General features: G+C 46.7%; 14 protein-coding genes. 4 read left to right on the top strand and 10 right to left on the bottom strand.

Going from position 1 to position 15,851, the window contains the following annotated elements; genetic code table 11:
- Nucleotides 1–199: 199 nt before the first annotated feature.
- A complete protein-coding gene (locus BLV50_RS11110) occupies nucleotides 200–1,552 on the bottom strand; it encodes an amino acid permease (RefSeq protein WP_143038108.1) in 1,353 nt (450 codons plus the stop codon).
- Nucleotides 1,553–1,909: 357 nt separating this feature from the next.
- Entirely contained in the window at nucleotides 1,910–2,365 is a 456-nt protein-coding gene (locus BLV50_RS11105) for a GNAT family N-acetyltransferase (protein ID WP_090807670.1), read from the bottom strand.
- Between the two features lie 256 nt (nucleotides 2,366–2,621).
- Between BLV50_RS11105 and BLV50_RS11100 the strand changes: the two genes are divergently transcribed.
- Nucleotides 2,622–3,197 carry a GNAT family N-acetyltransferase gene (locus BLV50_RS11100; protein ID WP_090807668.1) on the top strand — a complete coding sequence of 192 codons (576 nt, stop codon included), beginning with the start codon at nucleotides 2,622–2,624 and terminating at the stop codon, nucleotides 3,195–3,197.
- 2 nt (nucleotides 3,198–3,199) lie between these two features.
- The gene (locus BLV50_RS11095) at nucleotides 3,200–3,541 is read left to right on the top strand and encodes a DUF1801 domain-containing protein (protein ID WP_090808749.1); all 342 of its coding nucleotides are present in this window, start codon (nucleotides 3,200–3,202) and stop codon (nucleotides 3,539–3,541) included.
- Nucleotides 3,542–3,748: 207 nt separating this feature from the next.
- On the opposite strand, the gene BLV50_RS11090 is transcribed toward BLV50_RS11095, so the two are convergent.
- The 4 genes from BLV50_RS11090 to BLV50_RS11075 all read right to left on the bottom strand — a co-directional run bounded on the left by BLV50_RS11090 (nucleotide 3,749) and on the right by BLV50_RS11075 (nucleotide 9,668).
- Nucleotides 3,749–5,053: a DUF1963 domain-containing protein gene (locus BLV50_RS11090; protein ID WP_090807667.1), complete on the bottom strand. Its 1,305-nt coding sequence runs from the start codon at nucleotides 5,051–5,053 to the stop codon at nucleotides 3,749–3,751.
- 76 nt (nucleotides 5,054–5,129) lie between these two features.
- Complete coding sequence (locus tag BLV50_RS11085; RefSeq protein WP_090807665.1) at nucleotides 5,130–6,305, bottom strand: alanyl-tRNA editing protein; 1,176 nt, start codon at nucleotides 6,303–6,305, stop codon at nucleotides 5,130–5,132.
- 450 nt (nucleotides 6,306–6,755) lie between these two features.
- Nucleotides 6,756–8,525, bottom strand: coding sequence for a dihydroxyacetone kinase subunit DhaK (gene dhaK, locus BLV50_RS11080; protein WP_090807664.1), 1,770 nt, complete (start codon nucleotides 8,523–8,525; stop codon nucleotides 6,756–6,758).
- Complete coding sequence (locus BLV50_RS11075; RefSeq protein ID WP_090807662.1) at nucleotides 8,526–9,668, bottom strand: glycerol dehydrogenase; 1,143 nt, start codon at nucleotides 9,666–9,668, stop codon at nucleotides 8,526–8,528.
- 371 nt (nucleotides 9,669–10,039) lie between these two features.
- On the opposite strand from BLV50_RS11075, the gene BLV50_RS11070 reads away from it, so the two are divergent.
- Both BLV50_RS11070 and BLV50_RS11065 read left to right on the top strand, forming a co-directional pair.
- Nucleotides 10,040–11,071, top strand: a complete 1,032-nt coding sequence (locus tag BLV50_RS11070; protein WP_090807660.1) for a PocR ligand-binding domain-containing protein — start codon at nucleotides 10,040–10,042, stop codon at nucleotides 11,069–11,071.
- A gap of 140 nt (nucleotides 11,072–11,211) precedes the next feature.
- Nucleotides 11,212–12,201 (top strand): aldo/keto reductase family protein, encoded by a 990-nt coding sequence (locus BLV50_RS11065; protein ID WP_090807658.1) that lies wholly within the window; start codon nucleotides 11,212–11,214, stop codon nucleotides 12,199–12,201.
- Between the two features lie 45 nt (nucleotides 12,202–12,246).
- Here the strand turns inward: BLV50_RS11065 and BLV50_RS11060 are convergent, their stop codons facing one another.
- The 4 genes from BLV50_RS11060 to BLV50_RS11045 all read right to left on the bottom strand — a co-directional run bounded on the left by BLV50_RS11060 (nucleotide 12,247) and on the right by BLV50_RS11045 (nucleotide 15,835).
- Nucleotides 12,247–13,140: a LysR substrate-binding domain-containing protein gene (locus BLV50_RS11060; protein ID WP_090807655.1), complete on the bottom strand. Its 894-nt coding sequence runs from the start codon at nucleotides 13,138–13,140 to the stop codon at nucleotides 12,247–12,249.
- 32 nt (nucleotides 13,141–13,172) lie between these two features.
- Nucleotides 13,173–13,643: an SMI1/KNR4 family protein gene (locus BLV50_RS11055; protein ID WP_072735051.1), complete on the bottom strand. Its 471-nt coding sequence runs from the start codon at nucleotides 13,641–13,643 to the stop codon at nucleotides 13,173–13,175.
- A gap of 209 nt (nucleotides 13,644–13,852) precedes the next feature.
- Nucleotides 13,853–14,953 (bottom strand): threonine aldolase family protein, encoded by a 1,101-nt coding sequence (locus BLV50_RS11050; protein WP_090807653.1) that lies wholly within the window; start codon nucleotides 14,951–14,953, stop codon nucleotides 13,853–13,855.
- Nucleotides 14,954–14,959: 6 nt separating this feature from the next.
- Complete coding sequence (locus tag BLV50_RS11045; RefSeq protein ID WP_090807651.1) at nucleotides 14,960–15,835, bottom strand: LysR family transcriptional regulator; 876 nt, start codon at nucleotides 15,833–15,835, stop codon at nucleotides 14,960–14,962.
- Between the last annotated feature and the right edge of the window lie 16 nt (nucleotides 15,836–15,851).

Genomic DNA, 15,851 nt, shown 5'->3' with positions numbered 1-15,851 from the left:
TCGAAGTATTTCAAAAAAAACTATTAAAAAGCCTTCGACATTATCATAACAATTTTGACATCGATCGTCCGCTGATTGTATAAATTAAACATCTCACCCAACTCAAATGAGCTGTCTGCTTCTCGTTTTCGACAAAAAAACATCCTGACGCAAGCGCCAGGATGTTTTGATATTGTACAAATATTATACTCTTACAGGATTATAAAACCCGTCCCTTTGTCTTCCTGAATCGAATCAGAGACCAGAGAATCAGTAATACGAGTACAGTTAGACAGATGCTAATACTGAAACGGTTGCCTTCATCAAACACGAACATGACTGCAATAATGCCGAGACACAGCACAGCAGCTCCAGTTACGTAAGGAAATCCCCAAACTTTAAATGTCGGTTGCACCGGATATTTTTTCCGCAGCTTCATCTGTGATGTGGCGATACAAATCCACACGAGCATCACGACAAACCCCGGAACCGCCAGCAGCACGCGGAAGAGCTGATCTTGTGCGAATAGCCCCAGCATGGAGCCCCCAAGCAGAATCACAGCACATACCAGCAGTGTATTTACCGGACTGCCGTTGCGATTCGTATGTGATAATGCCTTGGGAGCTTCACCACCTACCGCCATGGAATGCATCATACGGGATGCGCCATAAATGCCCGAATTCGCAGCAGACAGAACGGCAGTCACCAGAATAAAGTTCATAATATGTGCTGCTCCCGGAAGCCCCGTGGAAGCCAGCACCTGTACAAACGGACTGCTTTCAGGCCCCAACTCATTCCACGGAATGAGCCCACAGATGATGAGAATCGGCAGCGTGAAAAATAAAATAATTCTCAGCATAAAGTTCCCTACAATTTTGGGCATCACCTTGTCCGCATTTTCCGTCTCCGTTAAGGTTAAGCCAATCAGCTCAGATCCTCCATACGAGAACATGACAACCAATAATGCTGAGAAGATCGATGACCATCCATTAGGGAAGAAACCGCCTGCTTGCGTGTAATTATGCAGATAAGCCGTATTGTCACTTGGAATGATCCCGAAGATCAGACCCGCCCCAAGGATAATAAAAATAATAATCATGGCGATTTTAATGCCAGCCAACCAAAATTCAAATTCCCCAAATACGCCTACACTCAGCAGATTAATCAGTATAATAAACACCGCACATGCTAGACTCAGCATCCACAGCGGCACTTCCGAGAACCAGTACTGCAAAAAGCTCCCTGCTGCGATGACCTCAATTACACAAACCGACAACCAGAGGAAACAATACATCCATCCCATGATAAAGGAGACTCTGCTGCCGAACGCTTCCTGCACAAAGTCTTTCATATTTTTGTTCTTGTACACCGTAGCCATCTCCGCCATCGCAGCCATGACAACCAGTAACAATAAGCCTGCAAAAATGTACGTTACAATGACTCCTGGACCTGCAAGTCCAATCGTTTCGGCGCTTCCTTTGAAAATTCCGGTTCCAATGACACCGCCCATAGCCATAAAGCTAATATGCCTTGGTTTAAGTTTCTTCTGCAATGTTCCTTCTGTCTGAGCCAATTCAAGTCCTCCTGATGTAAAAAACGTCTGTAATCTTCTGTTATGTTTTCTGAAACATAACTTCCAGTATACCCTATTGTTCATGGATCAGCCCAGCAGTTCCGTACGGCCAATTCATCCCAAACGAATGCTGACATGACCTATGTTTTATACCCCACAATGATACAAAGCAATCTGTATGCAATTCAATCCGTTCATTTGAATACATTCTACTCTTCTTACGATCTCCAATATGTATGATTTGTTGCAGTCTAGCACTTCGCGAAACAATCATTAAACGCAAAAAAACCAGCGGTCTGTATGCAACAGAATGCTGGTTTTCTGTGTTCCTGCTATGTTTACTGCCTATCGTGTAATTTATAATTCCTTCGTCATAAAAGCGCTGTTCGGATCCAAACTATAATCTGCAAATGGCTCACAGTATACAAACCCAAAGTCTTCATACAGCTTGCGCGCCGGAATAAAAGAATCCATCGAACCCGTCTCCAGACTGATCCGTTTGTAACCCCGATCCTTGGCAACCTCGATAATATGGGCAAGGATTTGTCTTGCTACGCCTTTTCTCAGGTGGGCTGATGCTGTACGCATCGATTTCAATTCCGCATGCTCCGAATTCAATTCCTTCATGGCACCGCAGCCCAGCAGATCCTCCGCTTCCCATGCGCACCAGAATGTAATCTCAGGTTTCTTTAACCCATCCAGATCCAGAGCATGAATGCTTTCCGGTGGCGAATCTGCTGCCATACCCTGCAAATGTTCTGCAATTAATCCAATGACTTGATGACCGCTCAAATCGTCTACTTTGATCTCCATATCTACCACTCCTGCCGACAATTTTGTTGTGGGTTGTTAACACTGAATACATGTCCAATGATTATATAGTACTACCATGGCAGGTTTTCTGACAACAGCTTCAAAAACACGAATGAAATGTCTATTGTGATACCCTTAAATTTCCATTATAGTGAGGCTATCTGATTACAAAGGAGCGAGGAATATTGCGTAGAAACCATATAGCTAATTGTCGTACTGAGGTGAAGCGAACTTAATTTGTGAAAAGGAGACCATCATGACACTATCGACTGAAAATCTGTTTTATAGCAAACGATTGAAAATGACTCCGCCCCGTGCAGAAGATGTGCAGACCATGCTGCAATGGAATGAAGATCCCGAATATTTGCGAAATGTGGATACGGATATTGCCATTCCATTTTCGGAAAAGCAGCTTGAAGATGAAGGCGAGACGAAGGACAAGGAAGTTTACTTTCGGCTTCGAACGCTTGAGGATGAACGACTGATCGGATTCGTTGTCATTCACAGCATTGAATGGAACAACCGCTGCGGACAACTTGCCATTGGCATTGGACTCGCAGAGCATCGCAACAAGGGGTACGGAACAGAAGCTTTGAATCTTATTTTGCGGTATGCCTTCCATGAATTGAATCTGGATCGGGTAGGTCTGGATGTCATCGCCTATAATGCAAAGGGCATTCGTGCCTATGAGAAGGTCGGCTTTCAGTTGGAAGGTCGTGCTAGATCAGCCGTGTATCGTGATGGAAAACGCTATGATCGCTTATTGATGGGAATTCTAAGACCTGAATGGGAAGCACACAATCAGATCAATGTGGAGGGTGGACAAGCATGAATATGAATACGGAAGTCACTGAATTTATCGAACAGATCCCGGTTCCCTGGCAAGCCCAGGTTGCAAGTAAACTGCGGGAGTTGGTACATGAGTCCATTCCTGAAGTAGACGAACGTGTGCAATACAAGAAACCTCATTTCCTGAAAAACGGTAAATATGCAGCAGTTATCTCCCCTTCCAAGCCGGCAGTATCCTTCACGATCTTCAATGCAATTGGACTTGAGCTGCCAGATGGGATATTCGAAGGCCCAGCGGAACGTAAAACAATTAAGATCAAGGAAAAAGATACGCCCGACTATGAGTGGCTGGCTGCACTTCTGACACAGGCATCGGCAGAACTCTAGCTGGAATTGAGGATATAAGGTGTCTCAGTTTCTTTCAACCGGCTCTAGCGACCATTAAAAAGGCCAACCAGCATATCTGGTTGACCTAGTCATACAAAGGGGCTTCCTATAATGTTGAAAACATATGGGATAGCCCCTTTTGGGTATACAGCTATCAATACAATTTAAATCGCATCTATGCAATAACAGATCATTAGAGCTCCCTCATCAGGATTGTTGATAAGATACCGCAGTCATCTGACACGGCTCGCAAATGAACATGTAATACATGCCATCCCCGTATTCCTCAACCTCGCTCCAGTCCAATTGTCCAACGGCCCTCATCCTAGAAGAGCAGCATGGACAGTTCGGGTACTCCGCGTCCTGAACCCATCCGGGGTGGCCCCCGATCTGGGATGTAGAAGGCTCCATCGCCCACTCACTGCCATGGAACGCATGACGTGGAGCAGTCGCAATCCGAAACTGCCGGCCTGTATCCGGTGCAAGCTGAATATTGTCGTCCGGGTCAAGATCATCCGCTCCCATCGGCATCACATTATGCGAACTCCAGAAAGGTTCACCTGCTGAATCCATCTCCATATATACGACGCCATAACAGCTACACATAACGCAAGTCTGCACTTGAAGTCGCTCACTGTTCCAAGCAACGTCCTGCAATGCTGGATGCCGTACATCCAGATCAATTAAGGTCGTTAACGGACTGCCACACCACTCACAGTTATCGTCACCGGTCAACAGCATGGAGATCGGATCGCCAATAGATGTGTCGTCAGCCCCTTCATTCTCTTTTACTTTATAGAGTGAATAACTTGGAATGATAAATAAATCCTTGCGCTGGCCTTCATTCGTTAACTCCCAACCGGCTTCGGTAGTATAGTGTTCTGGTGCGACATGCAGCTGATCTGCCCAGCGAGGCGGAGACTGCCTCCATTGCTGGAACTGACGTACAACCACTTCATCTCCAATATAGGCGAGCATGAGCAACAGATTATTCCGATTCTCATCATCGGTGTTCACCCGCTGCAACAGTTGATCACGTACTTCAGCCGAGGCGCTCTTATACAAAATGACAGGATAATAGATTTCGTGCTCCAACAGCTCAGGAATCTGTGCAGACAACGACGTATCATGGTAACAGACCAGATACACCAAAATATCTTTACCTGTATCGTCATCCCCCGTACGAATCAGTTGCATCGCATACTCGATCATGAGGGCTTGCTGCTCCGTAGACAAGGACAGATACACCTGTTCTTTGGAATGCTCGTATGCCACATAACGGATTAGTGGATCATGATCCTGACGTGTATGCATGATTTTCAAAATCTCCACAGGGTTCGTGATTCCCTCATACAAGTCAACGTCGCGCCGATTGGCTTCAATGTATCTCTGATGTGCCTCGCGCTCCATCTCCTGCTTGCAAGGCATGCAGTACCCACCTGTTCTGGCAGCCGTTGCTGGCAAAATCGTATTTGGGCACCCCTCTCGTATGCACGGAATGCGTTCTGTCATCTATGGGTACCCCCTATGCTTTTGATCCTTCTTCACGTTCTACAAGCTCAATCATGTCGATCAGTGGGATGGTAGATTAGTGATGTCCCAGTTGGTCCTTCGTAAATTCATAAAATGCGAGCGCATCTTCGCTGCTGGCAAAACCCGCCTGAGCCATTTTTTCGCTGCCGCCACCTTTGCCCTGGTAGGCTCCGAGATTGCCCTTGAAGAAAGGTCCACAAGCCCACTCCGGCGGCTGCCCGTTCTGCGCCAATACAACTTTTGCCTCCGAGATGCTCGCAAAGAGTACAAGTCCCTCATGTTCTAATGTCAGCTTGGTCGCCAGACTCTGCATATCCTTGAGCGATTTGTCCTCAAAGATTTGAGCAATGACAAGCCCTTCCCGTGCAGATAAAAGCTCTTGTGCATAATAAGCGTCATTGGAAGATTTCACAGCGTTCAGCTCTGCTTGCAGCTGCTTTTGTTCTGCTTCCATTTTGTCGATCCGATCCGCAAGCTCTTCCCGGCTGGTCTTCAATTTGGCTGTAATTCCGGTCAGCACGCTTTGCGCGGCGCTGAACTCATTCAGTGCACGGTATCCGCATTTAAAATAAATCCGGGTGCCGCCCTTCACTTTCTCGGTTTTCAACAGTTTAATAATTCCGATCTCTCCTGTGGCTAACACATGTGTTCCACCACAAGCGTTATATTCCACGCCCTCGATCTCCACGATGCGAATATCTTCGGTTACGGAAGGCTGCTTCACCAGCGGCAGACGTGCCGCCTCTTCCGCAGTGACCCATGAACTGCTGATTCTGGCATTCCGGTATATCTGCTGATTAACTTCCATTTCAATTGCAGCCAGTTGATTCGCTCCCAGTTCGGCTGCCACATCGATCGTGATGTAGTCTGAGCCCAGATGAAAGCTGAGCGTCATCGCATCTGCCAGCTTCAGCGTAATAGCCGACAGCAAATGCTGCCCGCTATGCTGCTGCATATGATCGAATCTGCGCTGCCAGTCGATATGGCAATCCACGTCATTCTGCTCCGTCGCACGCTCCAGTTTGTGCAGCACCTCACCATCTTCACTAATCACATCCAACACATCAATGCCGCCGATCTGCCCCAGATCACAAGGCTGTCCACCCCCATGCGGATAAAAAGCCGTCTCCGCCAGCGTGACATATATACCATCTTCTTTGTCCACTCTGCCTGTAATTTGTGTATGCCACTCCCGTGTGTACGCGGAGTCATAATAGATTTTTTGCGTCATCGAATCATCCCGATCCCTTCTCGTTCAAATGGCTGTCCATACTCTCCAGATTACACTATCTGGAACCTCCAAGCCAAATTTTCCGACTCACATCTTCGCTTTTCCATATCAAAAAAGACCGCTCTGTAAGCCAAGCTACAGATCGGTCTCCATACTTATATCCACTATCCACGTTAATGAAACGTTGGATATGGATTGAACCTTATAATTACACAAAAACGAGATGCAGTCATATTAATTTGGTATAGACACAAGAGCGAAACAGACAGAAAGGACCTGAAGAAGCGGAGCGTACTCCTTTATCACCGGATTTCTCCCTTCAGGGGAAAATCATTGAAATCCGGGGGTAAGAGAGATCGAAAGGTTTTCTGTCTGTGTAGTTCCTGAGTGTCTAAATCAAGTATGGTCTGCAATCGGAGTGACCAAGTGTAATCTCGTTGCACTCCATATTTATTTCATTGCCTGGGATAGCTCTGTGAAAATAACACCCAGCGCATACGCTCCAGCATCCGGGTAGCCCAGACTGCGATCGCCAACAGCACCCGCGCGGCCCATACGTGCCACGATGTCTTCTGTTTTCTTCGCGCCTTCTACTGCCGCTTCGGCACCTTTGGCAAACGCCGTTTTGAAGTCAGCTCCAGACTTCGAACTTTGCGTCCATGAGTCTGCACAAGGGACAAGTGCGTCAATTAATGTCTTGTCACCTACAACGGCACCACGTCCGAAGGAACGTTCACCTGTAGATTGAATCCCTTGTACTGCCGCCTGCATCATGTCAGCGAACTCTGCAACGTTCAATTGCTGCTTGTCACCAACGGCTTTGCCTGCTGCCCGGAATGCCGAACCCCAGATTGGGCCGGATGCACCGCCACAGTATTCCATAATGACAAGAGAGCATGCATCGAGGAATGAACCGATATTCTTGTTCTCTTCGTTCCCGATATGGTTCCATTCGCGCTTGAGCTGTCTGAAGCCCTTCGCTACGCTCATACCAAAGTCGCCGTCACCCGCATGGGAATCCAGTTCACAGAATGGTACTTCGTTCTTGATAATGATTTCACTCATCTTATCGATCAGGTAGACGATATTATCCAGGGAGAATTGATTGTTGTTGATCACCGCAGACGTTGCAGGTGTTTCCACTTCATAGGATACTGGCGCATCTTCAGTTACGACGGCTTCCAATGCTTCGGAATATGCCACTTGCGCTACTGGAGGGCCAGATACTTTGAAAGCAGGTGTATCACTTTCCTTAAACAACAATGTTTTCAATTCATCGTCCATTTTCAGGATGGTTACCGATGCGCCTGCCATATCGATGCTCGTCATGTAATTGCCAACAAACGTAGTGGCTACACCCAGTCCTGAACGCTGTGCCAGCTCACGCTGAACTGAGTTGTTGAGCAGATAGAGCTCCTGTAAAGGTGTAGCACCAAATCCGTTGACAAGCACAGCAATCTCAGCGGATGCATCGTTGTCCAGCTTCATTTCTGCAAGCAGTGCTTCAACCATGCGTCCTGCAAGCTCATCCGCAGATACTAATTTCTCGCGGCGAATGCCTGGTTCACCATGAATTCCCACACCGAATTCCATCTCATCTTCAGCGATTTCAAATGTCGGTGTTCCTTTGGCTGGCACGGTACAGGAAGTGAATCCAAATCCGATGCTGCGAACGTTCTGGGCTGCTTTCTCAGCAACGGATTTCACCTCTGCCAGACTGCGGCCTTCTTCGGCTGCAGCTCCAGCGATTTTGTGTACCAGTACGGTTCCGGCAACGCCGCGGCGCCCTACCGTATACAGACTGTCTTGAACAGCAATGTCATCCTCAACCCGTACATATTGCACATCAATGCCATCTTCCTCGGCAAGATGCGCCGCGTTCTTGAAGTTCATCATGTCGCCGCTGTAGTTCTTAATGATTAGCAGCGTACCCTTCTTGCTAGCTGTGGCCTTGATCGCCTGATATACCTGAATCTGGGAAGGAGATGCGAATACATCTCCACAGACCGCAGCATCCAGCATGCCTTTACCAACGTAACCTGCATGGGCAGGTTCATGACCACTACCACCGCCGCTGATGAGGCTAACTTTATCCCCATTAATCTCTCTACGTTTAATGACCTTATATTTTTTCAAAAATTCAAGCTCCGGGTGCGCCAGCGCAATGCCGTTGCACATTTCCATGACAACATTTTCAGCCTGATTGATGATTTTCTTCATTTATTTCGCCTCCCGGCGAGCTGCTTTGTAGTCCCGTCCCATACGGTCAGCTGCCGCAATGGCAGCAGCCACTTCAGGAACAGTAATCGGGAACGGCATAGCGTGAATGGATTCTTCAGGAATACACGCGATCTCGGCCACCTTCAACAACTCTTCCTGACTAATGGTATCTACACCGATATCCGCCAAGCTTACAGGCAGTCCCACTGCGAGACAGAAGTCCATGACTTCATGCAGCTCTTCGGTTGGTGCATTTTCAAGGACGAGTTGTGCAATCGTACCGAATGATACTTTTTCACCGTGGAAGAAGTGATGTGTACCCTCCAGAACAGTCAAACCATTGTGGATCGCATGGGCTGCAGCCAGACCACCACTCTCAAATCCAAGACCAGACAACAGAATATTCGTTTCTACGATATTCTCAAGCGCTTGAGTGACCATGTTGCTGTCACTTGCCACTTTCGCTTTTACACCGTCACTGAGCAGCATTTCGTAGCACAATTTCGCCAGCGCGAGAGCTGCATTCGTTCCTACGGCAGACGGTGTGTATCCTTCACGTGATCCCATCGGCAAACTTGCATTCACACGAGAGTATGATTTTGCTGTAGCTCTTGCTTCGAAGTACGTCGACAACGCATCACCCATACCCGATACGAGGAAACGTGTTGGTGCGTTTGCAATAACTGTTGTGTCCACGAGAACAACACTTGGGCTTTGTTTGAAATAAGCGTAGTCATCAAAAGCACCTTCTGGCGTGTACAACACAGCCGAGTGACTTGTTGGTGCATCCGTTGCTGCGATGGTAGGACAGATGATTAGCGCTTCGCCTTCTGCCACACATTTGGCTGCATCAATCGCTTTACCGCCACCAAGACCAATCGTACAAGTGCATCCTTTTTCTTTCGCAATTTCCTGAAGACGAGCGACTTCCTCGCGCGAACATTCTCCTCTAAAACCGCTTTCAACAAATGTAATATCAAATTTCTGTGCTGTTGCATCGAGCTTGGCCTTTACACGCTGTACATCATCAGGATGTGCAATTAACAATGCAGATTCACCAAAGGATTTCACAAAGTAACCGAGGTTCAACAATTCGTCTTCGCCTTGCACATATTTCGTTGGACTAATAAATGCTTTTCTCATAATGATATAAACCCTCCTATGGATGATATAAGTTCGTTTTCGTCTACTGCATAAATGACCTGCATACCTTCAACAAGGCTATCTGATGTAATTCTTAGATGAACTTAAACATTAAATTTTAAATACTCACAATTAACTTAAATATATACCATGCATGTGAGGTTTACAGTGGACTTTGATAACAAATTATTATAATTTGCAATCGTAATTTTTTGCTTTTCAACGGAATCATGGTATCTTATTGTCATGCGATAGGTTAATTTTTGACATCATCTATACATTACCCGTCATTAACTCATCTTAATATGTACAACTTGCTAACTTTTAACGAACGTAATCATTCATCAGGTTAGCTATGGAGGGTTCCACCCATGATTAAAGAATATCTGCACATCAATAAAATCCTTGATCTGAATAAATGGAAGCGTCTACAGGATTCTCTTGCCACTGTGACCAAGCTGGCTATTCTAACCGTTGATTATAAAGGCATTTCCGTAACCAGCCATAGCAGCTGTCAGGCCTTTTGCCAAAATGTTCGCAAAGATCCCGAACTGCTCCCCTACTGCCAGAAATGTGATTCTCGTGGTGGTCTGGAAGCCGTTCGATTGAACGAACCTTATGTATATCTGTGTCATTTTAATATCGTGGATATCGCGATTCCAATCACCATTGATGGAAAATATATCGGTGCGGTAATGGCAGGACAGGTGAAGCTCGCTGACCCGGAGAAAGGGACGGAACTGGAACAGATCGTCACGTCCAAGAACGTGCCTATGCATGCTGCAAAGCTAAAGGAATTACAGGACGATTATGACCAGTTGCCTGTCATGACCTATGAAGAGGTTGTGAAAATTTCCAACATGCTTTCTTTACTCTGTAATTACATCGTGGAGGAAGCACTGAACAAAAATTTGCTGGTGGAAATGTTCGAGAAAGCTTCGGGTCATCAGGAGTCTCTGAATCTGTCCACTATTTTGCCTGGATACTCCATCCGTAATATTGAGTCGATCAAAAAAGAAATGACCAATGCGATTGCAGATGCCTATCTTAAAAACAGTCCAAGTGATACAGAGAGCTCCAGCCCGGTGCTCCAACCTGCCTTTGAATATATCCACAGTCACAAGAGTGAGCAAGTCTCGCTTAAACAAATGGCCGATCTGTGCCACCTGAGTCCAAGTTATTTCAGCAGGCTGTTTGCTAAGGAAACAGGTGAGAACTTCACGACTTATATTGCACGACTCAAAATCAAATGGGCCAAGCAATTGCTGGAAGTTACGGACATGCCCGTGTCACAGATCAGTGATGAACTGGGGTTCAATGAATCGGGTTATTTCATCAAAATATTCAAAAAATTTGAGGAGATTACGCCTGCCTTATATCGCAAATACATGCAGGAACAATGAGCACGTTTAACCAAACGTTTTCGTTACAAGAGAAAACTCAGTGATATCTTTTTCATATTAAAGATGGGCTTAAAAGATATTTCACCTATTAATCTGCCATTGCTACAATGGAGTCCAGATTACTTAGGGAGGCGTCACGAATGGAATATCGCAAATTGGGAAACAGCGGTCTAACCGTCAGTGAGATTTCACTGGGCAACTGGATTACGCATGGAGCACAAGTGGATGATGGAACCGCAAAAGCTTGTGTCCAGGCTGCTTTGGAGGCAGGCATCACAACATTTGATACGGCAGACGTCTATTCCAACACCAAGGCAGAAACGGTGTTAGGACATGCTCTGAAGGAGATCCGAAGAGAAAGTATTGAACTGTGCACTAAAGTCTGTCATCCAACCGGCTCAGGTCGCAACGACAGAGGACTTTCCCGCAAACATATCATGGAGGCCTGCAACGCTTCATTGCGAAGATTGCAAACGGATTATATCGACGTCTATTATGCTCACCGTTATGATCCAAATACGCCGCTGGAGGAAACATTCCTTGCGTTTGCTGATCTGGTTCGTCAGGGCAAGGTTCACTATATTGGAGTTAGCGAATGGACTGCTGCTCAGATTGAAGAAGGTTCCGCATTAGCTCGGGAGCTTCGCGTGCCTTTTATTGCGAGCCAACCACAGTATTCGATGTTATGGCGGGTTATTGAGCAGAAAGTTGTACCAGCAAGTACACAAGCAGGCCTTGGCCACATTACATGGTCTCCCCTGGCCCAGGGCATACTATCTGGTAAATATATTCCGCACGAAGCGCTGCCAGCCGGATCACGTGCAGCGGCCGATGCTGGAGCACCCTTTTTCAACAATCTGGCTGGTCGGTGGGTACGTGACGATGTTCTAACTGCTGTGCAACAGCTTGTTCCATTGGCGAAAGAGATCGGACTGACACTCCCTCAACTCGCCGTTGCCTGGGTTCTCCAGCATCCGTATGTGTCATCCGTCATTATTGGTGCATCGCGCCCAGAGCAAGTCCTTGAGAATGTGAAAGCCTCTGGTGTTCAACTGGATCGGGACATCCTGTCCCGCATTGATGAAATATTAGGTGAATGGATTGAGAGAAACCCTGCCAAGACGGGTTAGAACAGGTTGTTCGGTCATCGTAGTGCAAGTGTAATAATCTTTAGCTCAACTTATATTCCCATCAACGATTTCATCTACAATATTCATAAAACGGGAAATCACTTCCTGATTCATGTCCGTCCGCCATGCCGTGTACAACGGTACGGAGGGCGGACTTTCTGCTAATGGTAGAAATACCACACCCCTCCGCTCGAACACATCTACTGAAGAAGGAACGATGGATATACCCATACCCGCTGCCACGAGATTCACAATCGTGTACATCTGAATGGCTTCCTGTGTAATACGAGGATCTACACCATGCTCCCTGCAATAATCCAGAACGAGACGATGGAACGGAGAACCCAGATGCCGTGGGAATAAAATAAAATCTTCGTCCGCTAGTTCTGTTATTGACATCTGAGTCTGTGAAGCTAAAGGGTGATGGTCTGGCAGCACTGCGATTAATGTTTCCGTCTGACAGACCCGGAACGACAAATGTCCGGTATGATCCTGATACCGCAAAAATCCAATATGGATCTGTCCATCTGCTAGTGCCTGCAATTGTTCGGACGAGGTCATCTCGTGCAACGTAAGTTCAATCTGCGGGTACGCCGCACGGAATTTTCTCAACACATCGACCATAATACTCCCTGAAGCCGAATCCACAAAAGCAACCGTTAAATGTCCAATGATGCCCTGGTCAGCCTTCTGCGTAAGCTGGATGGATCGCTCAAGTTGGGCCATGATCAGCCTCGCCTGTTCCAGAAATACGGCACCGGCTGCCGTGAGACGAACCATTTTTTTCGTGCGTTCCAGCAGCTTCACCCCGAGCTCTTCTTCCAGATTCTGAATCTGCTGGCTCAGCGGCGGCTGCGTCATATTTAATTTCTCAGCCGCACGGTGGAAATGAAGCTCCTCCGCCACGGTGATAAAGTATCGTAGTTTTCGAATATCCATACGTCTGGTGTACTTCCCTTCCGACTAGCCTGTTACTTCATCTGTTCCTGAACCCAAACAGCTGATTCAGCCAGCATCGTCATTAATTCATTAAAGTCCACGGCAATCTCACGAAGAGGCAGTTCTCCCGCATCGTGGATTAACATCAGGACCTTGCCAGAATTTTGATCCAGTATAGCAATGCTTCCTTCGCCAAACCCACCAATTGGAAATGGTTGCAGATCAGCGGGCAACTCGTATTCCTTCTCATATTCACGATATACATCCAGGAACTCGGGATATGCCCAATTCAATTCTTTCACCGAATACAAGGCAGGATCGCCGAAGTTGCATGCACCAAATTCAAGCAAGAGCTCACGATACACTGCGGGCAATTTCACGTTATACTTTTGCTCAAAATCCTCAATGCTCTGTTGCGTTTCAGGAGTACACCCTTCTCCCATTGTTGTATTGTAAGCTTCAACCAAAAGATCACGAATGGGTTCCAATTCTTTCGACTCCACTTGAACTCCTCCTCTATAAATGAAAATCAATGAAATTTTGGTCCAAAAATATGTTCACTATTAACGACACGATGATACCAGAAGCTACATTATTACTGTTATTGCTGCATTAAAGTACCTTTCGTCACCTATCTTTCTTTTCCTGCAACAAAAATACCCTATCCAGCAAGTGGATAAGGCAGAATAAAACATAATAACCATGGCATATTTTAGTTCACATGTTTCCGCAGTTCTTCATCCAGCCATTCCAGCGCTGAACGCAGCTTGTCCTTGGGTACATTCTGATAACGATCCCCCGTTGACAATTCAAAGGCACAGCTATGCGCACTGGTCAGCTGCAAGTATGAAGTAATCCCTAGGCCAAATTGCTGAGTCATGGATGCCAGAATACGCTCCACCTCGGCTTGGGCCAAGGGAAAATGTACGTGAAACATATTGGAGACGGGTACTTCTGGCAATGTACGTATACCGTGACACGCATTTAACAAGGAAGCAAGTTCCTTCGCCTGCTCATAATAAAGCCCCATTTTGCCAATCCGTTCATTGAAATAATATTGAGAACTAAGAATATATGGATATAGGCCGATCAGATCGCCGCCGTGCCGACGCTTCCATATTTTCGATTCTTGCATAACATCCGTATCTCCTGCCAATATAGCCCCAGCGATTCCTCCAATGCCTTTGTAAAAAGACACGTAGACACTATCGAACAGACTGCAAATCTCGGCTGGTGTCTTCTGATAGTATGGCGTGATTTCGAACAAACGTGCCCCGTCCAGATGAAGCTTGATTCCACGTTCACGGCAATAAGCCGAGATTGCTTCCAACTCTTCATAGGCAGGCAATTGTCCACCAATCTCGCGTTGGGGCAGTTCAAGCAGCAGGCAGGAAATCTCTTCATTCATCCCCTCCACATCTTCCAATCGAATCAATCGGTCCTTATCCGCCAGCAAAATGGATTCAATGTGATGTAGTTCCTTCAGTCCGTCCTCTTCATGAATTTCCAGATGAGATAAAGGATGATAAGCTACCCGCTTGATGCCTTTGCGGTCACACCAGATACGTAGCGCAATTTGCTGCGCCATCGTACCACTGGGGAAAAATACAGCGGATTCCTTGCCCAGAACGTCAGCCATCTGCTGCTGGAATTGATCAATGATTTTGCCGTTGCCATAATGATCACTATATTGTTCCCCATCCACCTGCTCCAGCGCTTCCTGAAGTACTTTGACTTTACGACTTCCGTGGCCGCCTATAATAAACTCTGCCTGATTAAAAGCTTCCGCTAATGTTAACTCTGTATTCTTCAAGGTTATTTACTCCTTTATTGTTCTGGTTTTTTGGTTCGTTATCATCTGCACCAGTGCACCCAGCGCTCCGTATTGATGCTCACTCCGGGAATGCACAAATCCTACTTCCAACCTGCGATACGGATCAGGCAAAGATAACACTGTAACCTCGCCTCTCCTTTCGGCTTTCGTAACCGAGGATCGTGGGAGCAATGACACACCTATTCCCGCAGATACGCCATTCATAATGGTGTCCAGTGTTCCATATTCCGTAACGTTGAGGGTGTGCACGCCTTGATCTTTCAAAAAGGCTTCTGCCTGCGCGCGATGGGTACAGCCTACTTCAAAAAACAACATCGGTTTGCACAATAGAGCATGCATTTCATGGGTTCCGGGTTCTGCAATCAGTACCAACTCTTCGTCGTACACTTTCATATAGTTCAGCTCAGGGTGGTCGATCGGGCCATATACCAAAGCTCCATGCAGCTCATGTTGAATGACCTTCTGATTGAGTTCATGTGTCCCCCCTGTAATTAACGAATGCTGAACCTCGGGGTAACATAAACGATATTCAGCGAGCAGCGGCGTCAGATAACTGGAGGCAGCGGTCTCAATCGCACCAAGACGAAGCATCCCTGCAGGTGGATTTCCGATCTGCGTTGCCTGCTCCGCTTCATATAATAAATGTAATATTTTATCCGCATATCCCAGCAAATTCTCACCCGCTGGTGTGAGCAACATGCCCCGGTTGGAGCGATGAAACAGCGGTACTTGCAGCTGATCTTCCAACTGTTTAATTCGTGTTGTTACATTGGATTGCACATAATTCAGCGCTAATGCTGCTTTGCTGATACTGCCTTCGCGGGCAACCGCCTGAAATATTTTTAAATCTCCTGCATCCATGCCCTGATCACCTGCT

The organism is Paenibacillus sp. 276b (assembly GCF_900107875.1).
Taxonomy (GTDB): Bacteria; Bacillota; Bacilli; order Paenibacillales; family Paenibacillaceae; genus Paenibacillus; species Paenibacillus marchantiae.
The sequence above is the reverse complement of the archived record's forward strand: the minus strand, read 5'-3'. Positions and strand labels throughout refer to the sequence as shown.